The organism is Candidatus Zixiibacteriota bacterium, assembly GCA_021159005.1.
Taxonomy (GTDB): domain Bacteria; phylum Zixibacteria; class MSB-5A5; order UBA10806; family 4484-95; genus JAGGSN01.
In genome coordinates, this window is the sequence record JAGGSN010000229.1 from 1 (window position 1) to 19675 (window position 19675).

Sequence of the window (19675 nt, forward strand, 5' to 3'; positions counted from 1 at the left end):
AAGTAGTATCCCAGACTAACGGCATATAGTATTCATCAATCGCCTTGATGTAGGGGTTTATATCGTAATATACAGCATCATACATACCAGGTACAGTGTCCCCGTTTATATCAATAATACCAGTATTACCCATATGACTTTCTGTACTATCATATGCTGTATCGAGCTTCCAGAAAAGCAATCCCTTGGGCTGATAACACAAACCGATAAACGTTATACAACGAATTTCAGATCTTGTCGGCTTACGTCGTTGTTCACCATAGGCGCAACCATCGTAACTTTCATCACAAAACCAGTACTGCGGTGTATACATCCAGCCTTCAGTCGTCGAACTATAATCAGTTAATACGGCCCTTATTGAATCACATGATGATGCTAATTTATCATTAAAATCAAATTGCAGACCATTACCAGTATTGCCGGTGTATTCAGTCTCAATATCTATAGGATAAATGTATACCCAAAAGATTTTCGGATGCGCCAACCTTACCAGTTCTCTATAGAGCCTGTTGACCCAACCGAAATTAATCCAGCTGGCGCCATACGCCGGGTTATCCCATTCATAAAGTGTCATCGCTGAATCAATCAGATTATTGATATACCCGAATGATCGATAATTTGTAGTACTCTGGGTATCTTTCAAAAACCAACCCAATACACTATCCTTGTATGCCGGACGATTGCCTGTCGAGTCTATAATTTCGGAGTCTCGATCACCAGCGAAAAGTTCTGCTGCATATTGGTCATAAACCTTAAAATAATCGACGAAGACGGTGCAGTTGCCGGTTGTCTCAAACTTAAAATAAAACCAGCCGCCCTTAGAAGAATTATCATCAAATACCCAGAAGTAGTTTTGGTTAAACGTTGAAGAAGAAGAATCATCATTGGTTAATTCAAGAATGGTATCACGAAACACAGACGTATGGGGCAGTTCATAAACCTTAACCGTATCAACAAACTTAAGCGTATCAGGATGTTTTATTATGCTGAATATCCCAACCACATCAGTTGTGTCATTCCAGGTAGAATCTATGCCGAGTTTGAGAATAGGATAGAAATCGAATCTGCGATAAAACCAACTATACTTATTATGAAGCCCAAGCTCCAAACCGTTTAACATCGTCCCGCTGCCGCCATAATAAGTATCACCTTCAGCATCTACAAGCTCAATATCATCGCCAAGGGCAGTCGTAAACTTGGTTTTATAATATTGACTGCTGTCAGGTTCGGGATGCGTGATTACATAATGAGTATTGGTATACATCATCTGAGGATTTGCCGTATCACTACCAGTATTCCAAGGATAAGGATATATCCCTTTAGAAATAAATCTGCTTTTGGCTGTATGATTAAAACCGCCGCACATATGTTGGTTGAAACCGAGTGATAAATACATGCTGTCCAATAGTTCATCGGTAAAATAACTGCTTGTGCTTGCCCAATGCGATGAGTAAGCCCCAAACGGCATCTCCGTCGAATCAATTAATTGAGCAGACGCTAACAATGGTAAAAATATTATCAATATTATCTTTTTTAACATTCCTTTACCTCCTTTGATTACTTGATTAAGACTAACTTTTTGGGTTTACCTGAAAGCTCCAAACTCCATTGAGATATTTTCGCAAAATATACCCCCGATGAGCATTCAGAACCATAATCATCCCTGCCATCCCAGATGACGTTGTGTTCTCCTATATCCCTCCTTTCATCTAACAATGTTCTAACCTTTCGCCCCGTAATATCATATATGCTTATCTTTATCTCTGCCGGTATAGGTCCAAGATTGGCGACTGAATAGACTATAGTCGTAGATGTATTAAACGGATTCGGGTAATTTGTTTTGATTGATGTAATCCGAGGTAAGGCCGCACCTGATTGATTCCAAATATCGGTTAAAGCTATCTCGAGTTCTTCTGAGTAATCCGATATATTATCCTGGTTATCAACTGATGCGATACGGTAGTAGTAATTATGTTCGTTATCAACATCGGTATCGATATAATATGATGTCTCAGGCTCAGCTATTTGATTAAATACGGATGGCTCAAAACCAGAGATTGTGTCTTTATATAAAAGATAACCGCGGAAATCAGCTTCGGTATTGAAACGCCAGTTTATATAGACTGTATCCTGATTATATTGCCCTGAAATACTATCCGGCACCGCTGGAGGTAGATCAAGATACTCATACGATTCTCCATAAATTCCACCATAAGCGCCAATATCAGATCTTGATCCATCCGTATCTAAATAGGTTGGATCGCCTGCATCTATAAGGGGGGAGAAAGCTTGCAAATGAACATCTTCATCCGAGACATACAAAGGGTTACAGGATACATTGCCAATTGAATCAAAATCAAACTCCCAAGTTTCTATATCCACTTGATTATTATAAAAATTGTTGAATTTTATAACACTACCTGAATCATACAATTCAACACCTTTTCCACAATTAGATATAGAGTTGTTGAATAATGTGTCATTCAAGGTTGCGTTTATTCCATTCTGCCATAAATTCTTAGTTACATTATTATATCTAATGCTATTTGAAGTAGTTATACCATTTCTACCGCCAATTATTACATTATTTCTTATTATATTACCACCTTCAATTGCATTGATATCTCCTCCGGGGATAATGATATTATTCTGAATAATCGAAGAACTGCTGTAGATAAAAAGTGCCCAATTTCCAGTTGTGTTTAGAATAAGATTATTACTGATAAGAAAATTACCGCTAAAATCAAATATATCAACTGCTTTGTCACAACTATCGAAAACGCAATTAACCACCTCTGAAGTACCCCCTTTTACAGATGCTCCCCAATGTGAATTGATAAACTTACAATTCCTGATTGACGCGCTTGCCCCGCCACTCATTTCTATTGAACGCCAATCGGGATGTCGAAATAAAATATTTTCAACTGAACAATTATCACCTAATCTAATTGCCGGTAAATGATAAGCATCGGTATACCAAAAAGTGCTATCCCAACCCAGACCGACTACAGCGATAGAATCATAGAACTCCATAATAGCAACTTCATACCATTCCCCCGCGCCTATATACAGCGTATCATGCGGGTTGGTAGCGTCTATGGCATCCTGTATCAGGTGGGCGCCGGTCTCCCAGCTGGTGTAGGGGGGCTCGTCCGAGCCGTCATGGCTGGCGTAGTGGTAGTCGGCGTTGGCTATGCCGGTCGTTAATAGTAGCGTTATTATTATAATTGCTTTCATACATTTAATCCCTGCTAAAGATTATTACTTCTTCTTATTAAAATATAATACATTATCATTATTTCCCAAGTCCATATTATCAGCCTCTGCTATTTTAAACAACCGCCCTTCGCCAGCCTTAAGCACAGTAGTGAAGTATAGCTTATCATCATATAAACTTGTATAGGTAGTCTCTGAAACAGCTGCCCAATCTGTGGTAATTGAATCTGCAATATCAATAACCAGCAACCGCTCTGCGTTATTAAAAAATGAGCGGTTAATCTCCACAATGGCGGTTACATCAGGGGCAAGAGTTACGCTGTCGATATTGCAGGCGCGGTTGACCAGCATGAAATATTTATCGCCATTCTTGGTAAAATCACCCATATGAAACCAGCCAAGGTCGGGATTGGTTGTGTCGGAATAACCTCTAACCGATTTTACTATCTTGTTAGAAAATGTTTGTGATGAGGATGAACAGTAATAAGTACCCTGCCATTCGAGTTCTCTTAACAACTTTCCTGTCGCGTTGATGTAGGGTGCCATATCTTCCACTGCATGCCACATATCCGTCTTATTGTCAACTGTCCCCGTATCAAGCAAACCGACAGAATATAAAACAGTATCTCGATACCAAGGATGATATTTCCAATATAATACACCTTTTGCATTGTTGCACAAACCTATAAATGTATTGCAGGACAGTTCCGATTTTGTTACCGGTCGCCACCACCATTCGTCCTCAGACCAATTTGTTTCAGAATCGTCAAGATACATATAGCCAAATGCTTGAGGAACTATCCACCATTCTTCGCAATTATCATCTTCTATGCAAGCTGCGTTTACCAAACTTTCCACTTCTGCATTAAAGTAATGCGCAAATTGTTGACCGCGATGTTCAATATATCCACTTGTATCTCTATATTTACCTCCGGTGTATTCTGTATAATAAGTTTTATTAGTACCTCCAACAACGTACTGACCGCCATGGAAACCATATTTATCCAACCATACTACTTCCGGTTGGGATATCTTTAAGAAATCCTTAATCATCTGCTGGGGTGAACCAACCGTATCACTAGTTAAAAATATAGTTACAGCTCGCTGAGTCTGTGAAGTATATTGAAATAGGCTGTCGTAATGACGATATGCCCGATAATGCTCATATACCGGCTCATCGCGAAGATACCAGCCGGCGACATAGCTCTCCGCCCAGGCCGAACCTGCCATGTCTAAGATTTTATCATCAAATTCATGATTTTCAATTAGTCTTTCACCTCTATCATCACGAACCTTAAACCAATCCAGATAAAATGTAATAGTGCTATCCCTGGACTTAATTTTAAAATTTGTTTTGCCATAAGGATCTCCGGCAATAATATCTCGTCGATAAGGATCAAAATAAATAACTATTGCGGTATCAACATATCCACCCTGACCATCGGAAAACATTCCGGCAGTTATTGGATATACTAAGTAAATATTTGTATCAGGATCAGGTTCAGCATCAGCAATTATAACCTTGTAATCAGCAATTGTATCTTCAGGTTCAGGAACATTAGCAGTATCAATTTCAATCATTATTCGCCAGGCGCTTTTGTAATATATTGAATTTTCTTGATGAAAAGCCAAACCATAAACAATATGGTCATCATTGGAATCGCCTTGATGTACCCAATAATCACCTTCTTGATGACCATCATGATAAGTAAACCTCACTTCAGATTCTATATCCTCCGCCTCAATCTGTACATATCGAGCATCACAGTATTTTAAAATATTATTTGAATATCCACTGCTATCACTTAAATATCTCCCGGGAAACACTTTCATGCCATCGTCATGATTCTCCTCAATTTTTTCACAAATTCTATTGCTATCATCATCAGCGTGTATGTTAAGATAAATTACATTGAAGCCAAGAATATCCCTCAATGTATCCCTTTCGGCTAAATCTCGATGTGTTGAATATGCCCCCCAGGGAAATACCGTATCGGGAAGATCATCTGCAAAAGCAATACTTGAAAAAACAGTAAGTATTATCAAGATAATACTAAATATTAAGGTTTTCACAAACCCTCCTTTACTTTACTAATAATAGCTTCCTTTTCGATGACAACCGCCGCTCATTCCATTGGCTGATAGATGCAAAATATAAGCCTGAGGGAAGAGCATTGCCGTTATCATCCTTACCATCCCAAATTATCTTATGACTTCCAACCTCCTTTCTTGCATCGAATAACAATCTCACCTTGCGGCCTAAGATATCATAGATATCGATATTTATCTGAGCCGGTATCGGACCGATATTACCGACATAATAAACAATGGTAGTCTGCGAATTAAAAGGATTGGGATAGTTGCTGGTGATAGCTGTAAACTCGGGCCTCTCAACTCCCGGCATATCCCATATCGAAACAAGGTTAATCTCCAGTTCCTCTGAATAATCTGAGATATTATCCTGATTATCAATCGAGGCTATCCGGTAATAATAATCTTGATCCGTCGTCCAATCGGAATCTAAATAATATGATGTGTCAAGCTCGGCAATAAGGTTAAACTCCGATGGCTCAAAGCCTGAATAAGTGTCGCGATATAATTCATAGCGATTGAAATCAGCTTCACCAATAAAACGCCAGATAAGATTAATGGTTGAGTCGTCAAGATCTATATTAGCCGACAGGCTGTCGGGAGTATGGGGCGGTAAGTCGAGATAAGTATAAGATTCACCTCCCTGTCCGCCATAACAGCCTAAATCAGAGCGAGTCCCGTCAACATCAAGGATGTTTGGATCGCCGGCATCTATAAGCGGGGAGAAGGCTTGAAGATGATAATCATCACCCTGATTGTTAAACATTGGATATTTATGAATAAAACCATAGGTCGTATCTATAAAGTTAGGTAAGCCAAGTATTCGAAAACTATGTTCTGTTCCCCAGATATTGTTATAATTCGCATATAATGTCTGGTTGGACCCAAAAAGACCGATGCCTGCAACTTCACCACCGGTTAAGGCATTATTTAAAACAGTGAGTATTGCGTTATCTCCTTCTAAATCTATGGCTACATCAACTTCCCAATATGTATGGGCATAAATTGTATCTATGGTATTGTTTACAATTATTGAATTTTCACCTGAAGGCGATATTATTATTCCGTTACCACTTACATAGCTTAATATAAGATTATTGGCGATATAGTCATATTCTGAAAGTTCATCTATAGCGCAAATTTCAACAGCATGCCATGCACCTTGACTTTTAGCAATATTATTTATTATAATATTCGTATCAGCCAAAGAATGTATAGGCGCATCATCAAAAGTCTGAATGATGCAATTAGAAACATACAAATATGTGTCACCGAAACCATTATGCACAGTTGATTGCTCACCGTTAAAGATGCAATTTTGCACAAATGTTCTAGTAGCACCAAAAACACCGCCGCCTTCAAACCTGCAATTGTAAACATATAATTCGCGATAAATACCGCCATAGATAGCATTGCTAAAGTTGCCGGTATGCTCGATAAAAAGATCTACGATAGTAGTTATAGAGTCGCAGCTTATCACCGAACGCGGGAACTCATCATACCACACTCGCGAGGAGTCCATCCCCATACCGATAAGCGCCAATGAATCATCATGCAGGAAAATGCGCCCATAGTAATCTCCGGCGCCTACATATATCGTATCGCCACGGCTGGCGGCATCGGCGGCATCCTGCACCACATGCGCCGCTGTCTCCCAGCTGGTGTAGGGGGGCTCATCCGAGCCGTCATGGCTGGCGTAGTGGTAGTCGGCGTAGGCGGCAGTGGCTGTTATAAGCATTACACCGATTAGCATGAATATTTTGATGATTCTATTCATCATATAAATTGCTCCCGATTATAAATGGGCGATAAAACTACTTAAATAAATATAGCCATCATTGCCTTTTTGTCAATATAAATGCTGCCTTTACTTAAGCCCAAAAATTTTAATGTATCAGGATAGTAGCTTTGCGACATCCAGATACCAAAGGCACCCTCGGGATGTCATCCGCTTGGGCGGATTTCCATCCTGAGGGATAAAAGTTGTGCAGAGCTTCATGACTTGGAAACTGTTCATCCGTCGGGTGCAAAACCCTCTCTGTGGTGCATTATACAGATTTGTATGTATAACTATTTTCTATTTTTAATGCATGACATACTTCAAGTAATAACCGGATTTAGCATGGAAGATTTTAAAAATTATAACAGGAATTTGAAAGGCAGCAATAACTAACTTGGAAAACAGCGGCCCCCGAGCTCTAACTCGAGCCGTCCATAAAAGTAGTCTTCTCGTCATTTGGCGACAGGTTAAAAACTAACTCCCGTTTGGAGATAAGAGATTTCCGCCTTCGCCGCCGCTGAAACAAAGCGAAAAACCAACTGCATACCATAGAATTGTTGTTGCTCCCATTGAAACGAAGCTCTGAATCATGATAGAGAGCACGTTCTTACGCCCCAACAAACCGCCATAGAAAAACGCCAGACCCGGTGTCATTAGCATGACCGGACTTGTAGCCACAAGCATAAAACCGGTATTGCCAGAATCAAACATATTTTTCATCCTTACTCAAAACCCAAATGGAAATAATATATTCGACAACAGGCAATTTGAAAATAGGGTATTTCCTGATTATTGACTTCGAAATCCCTTACAGATAAGCAATGAGACGGCAGGTATATTGAGTTATCTCAACCCATTCTCTAATCTAATTTGGCAAGTCCTTCGCGAATAGCGTATTTGGTCAGTTCGGCAATACTGTGCAGGCTAAGTTTATCCATAATCTGCTTTCGATAGCTCTCTACAGTTTTCACACTTATGTATAGCATTCCCGCTATATCCTTAGTGGACTTGCCCTCGGCGAGAAGCTGGAGAACCTCACGTTCTCTCCCGCTCAGCGGCGAACAGGATAAACTACTGCCTTCGCGCATCCATTCGACATAGTCGCGGAGCACTTGACTGCGTACAGATTTACTGAAAAACAACTCTCCCTTCCAGACCACATCGATAGCTTCTATGACTTCCCGGACAGCCGACTCTTTGAGTATGTATCCACATGCTCCGACACGTAATGACTCCTGGATAAATTTCCGATCGGCATGCATTGAGAGCATTATAATTTTCGTGTCAGGTGTTTCATCAATTATTTTTCGGGCAGAGTCTATTCCGTTCAATCAAGGCATTGAAATGTCAGGAAGGATAATATTGGGTTTATGTCTCGCGGCAAGGTTTACAGCCTCCAATCCATCTTTGGCTACTCCAACCACTTTAATATTCCCTTGTCCTTCCAATAGAGGACGAAGCCCGTCAATCAGCAGCTTGTGGTCATCTGCCAGCAGGATTCTAATCATACTCAATCTCGGTTGTTGTTTTATATGGAGTAGAAATCGATATTCGAGTTCCTTGTCCGGGCGTCGAATCGATATTGAGTGAACCGCCTATGTATGATAAGCGCTCGCGAATGCTAAATAGTCCAAAACAGCAATCTGCAGATAGACTATTTTCAAATGAAGTCGTATTAAATCCTCGGCCATCATCACTCACGACAATCACGATTCCATTTCTCTGCCAGTATGATCATGTAAATCGGAAGCAATCTCTCGTCGTTCACGCGCTTCTGCCAGAGATAATTCAGAGGTTAGGCGGCGAAGCTGTATTTGATAAGCTCAAATACGGCTATCGATTTCCTGCTGCTCGTTATTAGCGTTAGATGACAAACCGTTTGTCTTATCTGTGTCCAGTGGCTTTTCATTGTATTCCATTGTAGAAATACAATACTGCATAGGTATTTGCGCAAGTAAAAGCAGAATATCGACACATCAGCGAGACTTTGCTGCGATTAGTATCGGAAATGGCCAGACTGCTTTACGAACACTTTATCATTCCATTTAAGGGATATTGCCGATATGGAAAACCACTCCATAATAAGTAAAGTGCGTAGATGACTTATTCCTCTTTAAAATACATCGCTTTCTAACAATTTTCTAACAAAATTACCTAACAAGCGGAAAGCAATATGCCGGTCAAACATCTGATATAAAACGCAGATTAGAATATCATGCTGTAAAATCGACCCCTCTTGATATACTTTTCACTCACCGTTTACGGCAAAGGCATGAATATTAAATGGCTTAAAAGCACAAAGGAAATAAATATTCTCCAAAGATTGATCAACGCAGAATGATTGGATATGGACAGTTTTTTCCTTTGATTCTTGTTGACATTGATTGTCTGACACGTTACGATAATATGAAAGAGTGCTGTATAATGTTATTTTAGCCTTCAGCATAATGAAGACAGGCAGTCTTGGAATTGGTGATGCAGCTGCACCCCTCACGCGAGACGCTAAATGCCAAACCGAAAGGAGTCATACCATGGGAGACAAAGGCGGGAAAAAGGATAAGAATAAGAGTCAAAAACAGAAAAAAAACAAACGGGAACAAAAATCAAAAAAGAAGCGGGATAAGCAGGATAAGCAGGATAAGCAAGATAAGTAGCACTCCTATTCCCATTAGTTGAACATCAGGACGACATTGAAGCCAACCATGCAAGTAGTCAACGCTATATGGCTAACCCAATTGCGAACCGGTTACATCTATGGTTGATGGTAAAACTTTGCCCGGAGATTCATGGGAACAAAGATATAGGGTGTTTAGCCGGCTTGGCAAATACCTAATGATTCGCCTGATGGTTGACCGAACTGCGAAACGCTTCAGATAATGAGTAAAGTTTTACCGTTAGGTGGCGGCAAGTAAACAACAAAACAATAAGGCTAAACTATAGGGCGGTCTGTGGATTGCCCTTTTTTATTGCCGCGTCAATAATACGATAACGATGGTTGAATGGTGATGTAAAACCAACTCGAAAGCTATTCCAGCTTGAATCCAGTAGCTGTAAGTCTATGTCCTGCAACACAAATTTAGAGTTCGAGCCTCTTTGGCCCAGTATAAAGCTTGACCCCGCTGAAAGACAGAGCTATTTTTCGTCTTCAAATAAGTTCATAAATATCCCAACAGGGGATGGTTCTATGGTCCTGCCATAAAATAGTAGACCACCCGGCGCAAAAATGTTTGTTGACAAAATGATATTTAATATTATTATTGTGTGGTTTTTGTGTTTTCCCGGACAGCCAAATATCTGTTCGGGTTTTTTCTGCGTGATTATTCCCTGAAAGTTTAATCTGTAGATGTTTTTGAAAAATGTTACTTCGCAGATATTTCTGCCAATGAAAGGTGCTTTTACTAATGACTGACATTGCTCGCATCCGAAATCTCGCTATTGTTGCACATATTGATCACGGCAAAACTACACTTATAGATTCTGTATTTAAAGCAACACAGACTTTCCGCAAAAACCAAGAAGTTGCCGAACGGCTCATGGACAACAATGTATTAGAACGTGAACGCGGTATAACTATTCGTTCAAAACACTGCACCGTATCATGGAATGATTACCTGATAAATATTATAGATACTCCCGGTCATGCTGATTTCTCCGGCGAAGTAGAACGGGTACTCTCTATGGTTGACTCGGTTCTTTTGTTAGTTGATGCCAACGAAGGGCCGATGCCTCAGACCCGTTATGTGCTTATGCGCGCCTTAAAGCTCGGACTTCGCCCGATTGTCGTTATCAATAAAGTCGACCGTCCGAACGCTCGCCCGGATTATGCCCTGAATAAAACATTTGACCTCTTTATAGAATTAGGCGCCACCGATGAGCAGGCTCAATTCCCGGTACTTTTTGGTTCCGGCCTTGATGGATGGTTTGTCAATGATTTGAACAATGAGGAGCATAAAGGAATGGATGCCCTCTTTCAGACAATCATTGACGAAGTTTCTCCTCCTCAAGTCAATCAGGATGGTGATTTTTTAATGCAAGTCAGTTCTCTTGATTGGAATGATTATATCGGCCAAATTGGTTGTGGGCGGGTGCTCCGAGGCACTTTAAGGAAAGGTGAAATTATTAGCCGATTAGTTACAAAGCTGAATGACCCGTTGGCTCAAGATAAAGGCTGGGAATTGGATTCTTCTTCAAAAGCAAAGTGTACTCACATGTGGATTACTCACGGTTTGACACGGGTTGGAACCGATGCAATTTCTGCCGGCAATATTGTTTGGTTAGCCGGACCTCCGGAGATTGGCATTGGCGATACATTTACCAAAAGTGAAGATATCAACGAAGCGCTAAAACCTCTTGAAATCGAAGAACCTACTCTTTCAATGTTTTTCTTAGTCAACAACGGACCATTCTCAGGACAGGATGGCAAGGCTATTATGCTCCGCCAGTTAAAAGAACGGCTCGAAAGAGAACTTCGCGTGAATGTTGCTCTTAGAATGGAAGATATCGGCCGCTCGGATGGTGTGAAAGTTTCAGGACGCGGCGAACTTCATTTAGCTATCTTAATTGAAGAAATGCGGCGTGAAGGACTTGAATTCTGTTTTTCCCGTCCGGAAGTCATCACACATCTTGATGAAAACGGTAATGTTTTGGAACCTATGGAACAGCTTATTATAAATATTCCCGAAGAACATCAGGGAATCATCATAGAAAAACTTGCCAAACGTAAAGGCGAGTTGATATTCGTTGAAAATGCCGGTACGAATACTATTCGCATCGAATTTAATATCCCTACGCGCGGCTTGATCGGATACAGATCGGAGTTTTTAACCGACACACGCGGCCTTGGAATTATGGCATCCCGTTTTGTCGGCTATGGTCCATGGTGCGGCGATATTGTATCAAGAAACAAAGGTTCTGTCGTTAGTATCGAAACGGGTTATGCCACTGCCTATGCCATAGAAGGGCTTCAACAGCGGTCGGTCATTTTTATTGATCCGGCAGAAAAAATCTATAACGGTCAGATTGTTGGCGAAAATTCAAGAACCAGAGATATGACTTGCAACCCAACCAAACGGAAAAATCTGACCAACCATCGGTCATCAACAAAAGATATAAGTGTCAGACTTAATGTTCCCCGCAAGATGACTTTAGAGGAAGCAATGGAATGGATCAGAGATGATGAACTGGCTGAAGTAACTCCAAAATCTATTCGGATTAGAAAAGCAATTTTGGATATAGATAAACGAAAACGCGCCGAGAAAAAACAGCCCGCCTTAGATGAAAGCCGTAATGTGCCACAACCAAGAGTTACCGCATAATTGATTTGCAAATTATATAGAAAAAAGTCAGAATATATCCTGACTTTTTTTATAACATTAGATGATTATCCCTGTTTATTCTATTCCCTTGATAATTATCGAATTAACGGTTTATTGCCTTAACGGCTTATTACCCCCACTTAATTTTACACTTTAGAGAGGACGATTTGAACTTAAACCAACAATTGCTTGATACTGCCTTAGAATGCGATAGCAGCGGAAGTAACAAAACAACGCAACAATCGGACAACGAATTTGATGATTTGGGTATTGCCCCAAGTTTAATAAAAGAGATAGGTAAACTTAACTTTAAAAATCCGACTCCTATTCAAAAGGAATCGATACCGGCTGGCATTCGCGGTGAGGATATTATCGCTATTGCCCAGACTGGTTCCGGCAAAACTCTGGCATTTGGAATTCCTATGCTGCAGCGTTTATCAAAAATGAAAAATGGCGCCGGGCTTGTTTTAGTTCCGACTCGTGAGCTGGCAATTCAGGTGGATAAATCGCTTCAAGCTTTTAGCCGCTCAGTAAATTTGCGTTCGGCAGTTTTGATTGGGGGAGCCTCGATGTCTTTGCAGCGGAATACTCTTAAAAAGAATCCGCGTATTCTTATTGCCACCCCCGGACGACTTATGGATCATATCAAAAGAAAAACAGTCAATCTTGATAATATTGAGGTTTTTATATTAGATGAAGCCGACCGGATGCTCGATATGGGATTTATTCCTGACATTAAAAAAATAATGAAATCAATTCCCGATACACGTCAAACGATGCTTTTTGCAGCAACCATGCCGAAAGAAATTGAAGCAATTGCCGAGAAACTTATGAATGATCCGACCCGCATTGAAACTAATCGTTCCGGTACTACCCCTGCCGAGGTTAGTCACGAAATGTTTTTCATCAATAGCCAGGATAAAAAACGTCTTTTAGCGGTTCAGCTTAAACAGTGTTCCGGTCCGGTGCTGGTTTTTACTCGAACAAAACGAATGGCAAGTAAATTAACCATTAAAGTAAAAAATATGGGTTTTGCGGCAGCTGAAATTCATTCCAATCGAAGTTTGGAACAAAGGCGAAATGCTTTGGAAGGATTTAAAAGGGGAAGGTATCAGATTCTCGTAGCAACCGATATTGCCTCACGCGGAATCGATGTCTCCGGAATTGAACTGGTGATCAACTACGATATGCCGGCCAACTCAGAAGATTATGTGCATCGTATCGGTCGCACCGGTCGCGCCGGAAAAGCCGGACATGCTGTTTCTTTTGCCACTACCGATCAAAAAGGATCAATCAGAAATATCGAAAGATTTATGAAAACCAAATTGGCGGTTTCGGTTCTGCCGACCCTGCCATCCGAAAATATCTTTCTGAAAGAAGCCCATCAATTGAATGTAAATAGCGAACCTTCAAAAGATGAAAAACCATCGAGACGAAAATCCTCAAAATATCCCTCATCAAAACATCAGGGCTTCAAAAACAGTGATCCTGAAAAATTTGCTACGAAGCGGATTGATTCGGAACAGAAGGATTCCAAAAGAAAAGATTCGAATCAGCAAGAATCAAAACGTAAAAATTCAAAACATCAAAACTCACGACCGACTGATTTCAATCATAAGGATTCCAATAATGAAAATCATTTCTGGGCAAACTATAAAAAAAGCTGGTCTGCTAAAAAGAAATCTGCAGGTGGTCAAAGCTCCAGGCGGAAAAAACGTGCCAAGCGCAAGTAAAATTCTGCTTATGCCTAAAATTTGATTATATATAATGAAGTAACTTATTGCTTTTAATTTTGGTTAGTGTATAATGGATTATGGGATTTGGCCGATATAATGTTTATGTGAAACTCAATAAAGGAGGATTTATACGAATCGACCAAATTTACGGAAACCAATTTAATTAACGTATGTGTCTTTGTTTAAGTATGTATTTTTAGATGAGAATCGAATAGCTGTTTTGCATCCTTCTCTTTAAGAATAGAAATTAAACGATGTACCAAACAAAATGGGAAAAGAAGAATGCAAGGTAACAATCTTTACGTAGGAAATCTCAGTTATTCGGTAACTGAAAGTCAATTAAAAGACCTTTTTTCCAATCATGGAGAAGTTAAAGATGTCAGAGTAATCGATGGTAAAGGTTTTGGTTTTGTCGAGATGACAGACACGACCAGCGCCGAAAAAGCCATGGAAGCTTTAAACGAAACCGAATTTGAAGGACGTACTTTAAAAGTCAATGAAGCTCGCCCGAAAAATGATAATAGAAGAGACAATCGGGGCAGGGGCAGCTCGAGATACTAAGCTGATTTGACGATAATAATCAAGAAGGCGGTCTCCAACCGCCTTTTTTTACGCCAACAACACAATAATATGAAAAAGCCTCTCGGGGCAGTATGTAAATACAAACGGGATGGCTATAGTGTTTTCCGGATAAGAGAAGACAGTACAGTGCCTACCTTCTTTATTGAGAATAAGCAAATATTAAGCAGTCATAAGTTATCCACAGAGCAGTATATCTTTCGGCCGCCACTTGGTATATTTTTCAACCGCCATTTGCGATAGGTGTTTTTATTTTTTTAAATAATTTCCCAATATCTTGTCCTATCATATAAAAACATGGCACCAAGCCAAGTGTCAGAAAAGTGGCAAACAAAAGCCCATACCCTAATGCCAAAGCCATTGGTGTCATCATTTCATCTGAACCGCCAATTCCATAAGCCAAAGGCAGCAGGCTGGCCACAGTTGTAAAAGTAGTTATTAAAATTGCTCGAAGACGATTTGTTGTACCTTCAATTACAATCTGCAACATATTCAAATTTCCCGCATCTTTTCTTAGTTTATTTAGATGATTCACCAGTAATAATGAATCATTTACTACAACACCCGCAAGTCCTATAACTCCTAACATTCCCACAAAACTAAGTGTTTGATTGTGTAAAACAAACGCTCCAATAACTCCAACCAACCCGAAAGGAATGGCTAACAAAACGATAAATGGCTGCGAAAATGAGTCGAACAATATTATGAGCATGAAATAGATACCAATCACTGCTAAGGTTAATGCAATAAAAAGGTCAATCATTGATGACTTCGATTCCTTCGATTCACCTCCCGTTAGAATATGCATACCCCGCCAGTCATTTTCGAGATTAATTTTACTAATTATCTCCTTGGTGGCTGCCATCGGGGATATTATATCTTGATTCACGCTGGCAGTAATTGTTACAGCTCTCTCGCCGTTATAATGATAGAGGTTCAAAGGTCCGGGGCTGATTTTAAATACCGCCACCTCCCCAAGCGGGATAAGCCGCCCTTTCTTATTGGGGATTAACAAATCGGATAAATAATTCAAATTTTTACGCGCCTTTGCTTGAAGTGAAACTCTAAAATTAACATCCTCTTCGCCATATCTTACAGATGTTACTATCTGTCCATCATAGGCTATCCGAATATTTTGAGCAATGTTTGCTACAGTCAATTCAGCTTTCGCTGCTTTTTCCTTATTTATAACGATTTCAATTTGTTCTTTGCCCGATTTATCATCTCTCTCAATATCTTTTACTCCATTAGTATTCGTCATAATAACTTCTATAGAGTCTGCCAATTCTTTTCTCATAATGTCATCCGAACCGATAATTCTTAGCGATACCGGCTTACCAGCAAGGGCAAAACCTACAGATTTTACAGCAAATGTAATCTTATTAAATCCCTCCAACTTTTTACTTTTCTGACGCAATTCCTTTACAATTTCTAAACCGCTTCTATCGCGTTCGGTAGTTGGTGTTAAAATAAGAGCAATTTGTGCCATATTCTCAACTTCCACGTTGGCAAAACTTCCCCCTCTGCCTACTCGGGTTATTGATGAAACAAGTTCATCCCCCAAAAGCGAATCAATAAGATTTTCAACTTCCGCTGTTTTTTCGGAAGTAGCCTCCAAAGAAGTGCCAACTGGCGTCTCAATTTGCACGTTTAATTCATCCGCATTGCCGCTGGGGAATAAAACAAAATCCATATTTTTGACTGCATATCTTATAGAAAATGCAAAAAGAAGAACAAAAAGTAAAACAAACAGATAGCGCACTTTTAGCACATAGTAGATGACAATTTTAAATAAATTCTGCAATGGTTTAAACCAATTTCTACTAGTTGAAGATTTTCCCGCGGAATTTCGCTTTAATCCTCCGGCAATGTGTGCCGGAAGAGCTATTGTTACCTCAACTAACGAGACAAATAAAGCCAGAGAAACTACCAAAGGGATGACATAGATAAATTTGCCCATCCGTCCGGAGATGAAGAACATAGGAATAAATGCAAGCGACGTTGTGAGAATAGTTGTTACAACCGGCGCATATACTTCTCGAATACCATCCGTCGCCGCCGCCAAGGGAGATTTCCCTTTTTCTCTGTGACGATGGATATTTTCTGCTATTACAATGCCATCATCAACAATAATACCCAATATTAAAACCATCGCAGCAAGAGCAACAGAGCTTAGAAGTTCGTTAAAAAATGGCAATAGGAAAACAACTCCCAACAGGACAACCGGGATGCTGAGAGCTACCCATAAAGCAGTGCGAAACTGTAGAAATACGGTGAGAACCATGATAACCAGAATTAAGCCCATAAGAGCATTTGAAAGAACAACATCCATTCTACTTCGAACCCGATATGAGGCATCGTTGGCATAATGGAAACTGACGTCATCTGATAAGTATTTTTGCTCCTTGGTTAAAGTCTTTTTAATAGCATCAACGGTCCGAATAATATCCGCATTCTCTTTTTTGTTTACCAAAAGGGATAAAGCAGGTTTGGCGTTCACGCGGGAAATAACAGTCTCTTCTTCAAAACCGTCTCTAATAATTGCCAAATCTTTAACTTTAACATGCAAACCTTCAAATGTTGATCTAATGATAACATCGCCCACATCAAGAGGATTACCAAATTGGGCAAGTGTAACGACATTTTTTTCACTAGTGTACGATTCAAAAGTGCCAGCGGTTGAACGTATGTTTTGATTTTGAATGGCACCAATAATTTCTCCGAGTGAAATTTGATACTCTTCAAGAGCATTTGGCTTGACTTCGATTTTAATTTCACGCGCTCGGTAGCCATATTTTTCAACAGAGGATACACCCGGCAGTTCTTCCAGTTTTTTCTGCAGACGATCAACAATAGAGCGTTTTTCTTTATAAGATATATCCCCTATGATACCTATTTCAAGAACTGGCATAATTGATGATTTGATATCTTTCACAAAAGGTAAATCATCAACTTCTTCAGGCAAATCCGTTACCCGCCCTACAGCCTCTCTAATTTCCAATTTAACTTCATCCTGATTACTGGCATCCGGATCAATATTAACCTGAATTGTCGATATATTCTCCATCGAAAAGGAAACAATATCTTCGATTCCGGTTACACTTTTGAGCTGTTCTTCAATTTTATTGGTTACGTTTAACTCGACATCCTCAGAAGAAGCCCCGGGGCACCTGGTAGTTATCACCATTTGCCCAAAATCAACCTGAGGACGTCTATCACGTTGAATATATGTAAGAGAATATAGCCCAAGAATTATTACACCGACAGTAAAGAGATTAGCAATTTTATGACGGCTGGCAAAAAACTTAAAAAATGAATGCATTGTATTCTCCTTATTCAGACTTAAGCAATTGATCGAGAAGGGATTTATATTGTAATACAAGTTTATGATAACTAACAGCATTTTTCAGATATGTCAAACGGGCATTTGCTTCATTATCCTGGCTTTGTATTACAAATGTCATATCACCGCGGCCTTGCTTATAAACTTTTAGCTCCTCGGCTGTCCTCTCTCTGGCAGATTCTATCTGATTTTGATTAAGCTCCAATACTTTTTCCAATTCTCCAATCTGAATTAATAAACCCCGAATAGAAGATTCCAGTTCAATAAAAGTATTTTGTCTGTCCGCCTTTAATTGCATCATTTCTATTTTGGCCCTTTTAACATTGGATTTTGATGTGCGGCTGCCCAGCGGATATGTAAACTTAAATCCAGCATATAAGTTTGGATTATCTATCCCATAAGATTTACCATAGCTTTCATCATCTTCGATTAAGGCCGAGCTGAGATTAAAATCAAGTTGAGCTTTCCCCTGATTGATAAAGCCCTCAATTTTCAAATTAAGTTGGTTTTCAATTACTTCAAACGCCTTCATAATCCGAGATTCATCATTCAATCGACTTATAGTTTCCTCAATATTATCAAGTTCAACCAATCTATATATGTCAAACTGCGGTTTGGATTCGTGAATTTTCGAGGCCGGAACAAGAACAGCCAATTCTGTCTGTTTGGCCAGCCATTGTGATTGGGCAAAAACTACATTTTGTTCGGCAATTCTTTGTGCATCTTCCTGTCTCAAAACATCTACTTTATCAATTAGGCGGGCATTGTACTTCTCTCTTGATGTTTTCAACTCCTTTTCCGCTAATTCCAACCTTTCCCTATTAATAAGAAGTTGCCTATCAAAAAAAACCCAATCAAGAAAACTGATTCCCATATTAAGAAGGAAAGTTTCCTGATTCTCTTTTGATTGAAGTTCGCTGAAATCAATTGCATAAGCAGCTAAATCATAATCAAGTCGGTCGAGTATTCCTCCTCGGTTTTTTAGCAGGGGATGAGAGTACGTCAATGACAGCTGCTGCTTAAATAGTTTAAATGGCACACCGGAAAAAGCTGTTCTATTATCTTGATCTATATAAGATGAGAAATACGATACTGAAAATTTTCCGCCAGTGCTCCAGAATTTTTTTTGTAGTGAACCATTCAGTTGAACTTGGCTTAGCTTATCGTATGTAGAACTGATTATATCGCTTTTATCATCATAAGAAATGAATGGCGATGACTCAACTACCCAGTCTTTATCTCCAAGATATCTTTTCTGTGTTTCAATATTGATGTTTACAGATAATGATTCTTTTTCAAAAAATGGATGGTTTTGTTGGGCAATATCTAAAAATTCGTCTAAAGAAATTGTTTGGGAAATTCCTATCTGTACACAACATAAAATTAATATAACCATTATAACAAGTGTTTTCATTTCGAATCCTCCATCCCCATTAACAAGTTAGTATTTACAATTCATATATTATCATTATATTATAACTTCTAAATCCAGCAACTTTCAACTATTTATTTACGTTATAATAAAGCGAATTGCCTCATATTGCATGCAACCTAATGATTGGAGTTGTAGTATGGGGAAAAGCGGGCGCTGCGCTTGCCTGAAAACGATTAAGAA

At 39.5% G+C, this 19675-nt stretch carries 13 protein-coding genes; 3 read left to right on the forward strand and 10 right to left on the reverse strand.

Annotation, left to right across the window (positions count from 1 at the left end; translation table 11 throughout):
• From J7K40_15075 to J7K40_15110, 8 genes are all read right to left on the reverse strand, one after another.
• A partial coding sequence (locus J7K40_15075) for a hypothetical protein (protein MCD6163721.1) occupies window positions 1–1540 on the reverse strand: 1540 nt, incomplete at its 3' end.
• A 17-nt stretch (window positions 1541–1557) separates the two neighbouring features.
• Window positions 1558–3237 carry a T9SS type A sorting domain-containing protein gene (locus J7K40_15080; GenBank protein MCD6163722.1) on the reverse strand — a complete coding sequence of 560 codons (1680 nt, stop codon included), beginning with the start codon at window positions 3235–3237 and terminating at the stop codon, window positions 1558–1560.
• 24 nt (window positions 3238–3261) lie between these two features.
• Window positions 3262–5289 carry a hypothetical protein gene (locus J7K40_15085; GenBank protein MCD6163723.1) on the reverse strand — a complete coding sequence of 676 codons (2028 nt, stop codon included), beginning with the start codon at window positions 5287–5289 and terminating at the stop codon, window positions 3262–3264.
• Window positions 5290–5299: 10 nt separating this feature from the next.
• On the reverse strand, window positions 5300–7087 hold the full coding sequence (locus J7K40_15090; GenBank protein MCD6163724.1) for a T9SS type A sorting domain-containing protein: 1788 nt from the start codon (window positions 7085–7087) through the stop codon (window positions 5300–5302).
• Between the two features lie 474 nt (window positions 7088–7561).
• Entirely contained in the window at window positions 7562–7798 is a 237-nt protein-coding gene (locus J7K40_15095; GenBank protein ID MCD6163725.1) for an ammonium transporter, read from the reverse strand.
• A 149-nt stretch (window positions 7799–7947) separates the two neighbouring features.
• Window positions 7948–8418, reverse strand: a complete 471-nt coding sequence (locus tag J7K40_15100; protein ID MCD6163726.1) for a response regulator transcription factor — start codon at window positions 8416–8418, stop codon at window positions 7948–7950.
• Window positions 8419–8595 carry a response regulator transcription factor gene (locus J7K40_15105; protein MCD6163727.1) on the reverse strand — a complete coding sequence of 59 codons (177 nt, stop codon included), beginning with the start codon at window positions 8593–8595 and terminating at the stop codon, window positions 8419–8421.
• The gene (locus J7K40_15110; GenBank protein MCD6163728.1) at window positions 8588–8797 is read right to left on the reverse strand and encodes a hypothetical protein; all 210 of its coding nucleotides are present in this window, start codon (window positions 8795–8797) and stop codon (window positions 8588–8590) included. Before J7K40_15110 ends, J7K40_15105 begins: the two co-directional genes overlap by 8 nt.
• A gap of 1691 nt (window positions 8798–10488) precedes the next feature.
• Between J7K40_15110 and typA the strand changes: the two genes are divergently transcribed.
• From typA to J7K40_15125, 3 genes are all read left to right on the forward strand, one after another.
• Window positions 10489–12402, forward strand: coding sequence for a translational GTPase TypA (gene typA / locus J7K40_15115; GenBank protein ID MCD6163729.1), 1914 nt, complete (start codon window positions 10489–10491; stop codon window positions 12400–12402).
• Between the two features lie 167 nt (window positions 12403–12569).
• Window positions 12570–14135, forward strand: coding sequence for a DEAD/DEAH box helicase (locus tag J7K40_15120; protein MCD6163730.1), 1566 nt, complete (start codon window positions 12570–12572; stop codon window positions 14133–14135).
• A 285-nt stretch (window positions 14136–14420) separates the two neighbouring features.
• Window positions 14421–14699, forward strand: a complete 279-nt coding sequence (locus J7K40_15125) for an RNA-binding protein (protein MCD6163731.1) — start codon at window positions 14421–14423, stop codon at window positions 14697–14699.
• Between the two features lie 241 nt (window positions 14700–14940).
• Here the strand turns inward: J7K40_15125 and J7K40_15130 are convergent, their stop codons facing one another.
• Window positions 14941–18039 (reverse strand): efflux RND transporter permease subunit, encoded by a 3099-nt coding sequence (locus tag J7K40_15130; protein MCD6163732.1) that lies wholly within the window; start codon window positions 18037–18039, stop codon window positions 14941–14943.
• Between the two features lie 10 nt (window positions 18040–18049).
• A complete protein-coding gene (locus J7K40_15135; GenBank protein MCD6163733.1) occupies window positions 18050–19474 on the reverse strand; it encodes a TolC family protein in 1425 nt (474 codons plus the stop codon).
• Window positions 19475–19675 lie beyond the last annotated feature (201 nt).

Excerpts from the sequence above, each read along its gene's own strand:
- J7K40_15080 (MCD6163722.1), bottom strand. The coding sequence starts at position 3,237 with ATGAAAGCAATTATAATAATAACGCTACTATTAACGACCGGCATAGCC.
- J7K40_15090 (MCD6163724.1), bottom strand. The coding sequence starts at position 7,087 with ATGATGAATAGAATCATCAAAATATTCATGCTAATCGGTGTAATGCTT.
- J7K40_15130 (MCD6163732.1), bottom strand. The coding sequence starts at position 18,039 with ATGCATTCATTTTTTAAGTTTTTTGCCAGCCGTCATAAAATTGCTAAT.
- J7K40_15125 (MCD6163731.1), top strand. The coding sequence starts at position 14,421 with ATGCAAGGTAACAATCTTTACGTAGGAAATCTCAGTTATTCGGTAACT.
- J7K40_15095 (MCD6163725.1), bottom strand. The coding sequence starts at position 7,798 with ATGTTTGATTCTGGCAATACCGGTTTTATGCTTGTGGCTACAAGTCCG.
- J7K40_15105 (MCD6163727.1), bottom strand. The coding sequence starts at position 8,595 with ATGATTAGAATCCTGCTGGCAGATGACCACAAGCTGCTGATTGACGGG.
- J7K40_15135 (MCD6163733.1), bottom strand. The coding sequence starts at position 19,474 with ATGAAAACACTTGTTATAATGGTTATATTAATTTTATGTTGTGTACAG.
- typA (MCD6163729.1), top strand. The coding sequence starts at position 10,489 with ATGACTGACATTGCTCGCATCCGAAATCTCGCTATTGTTGCACATATT.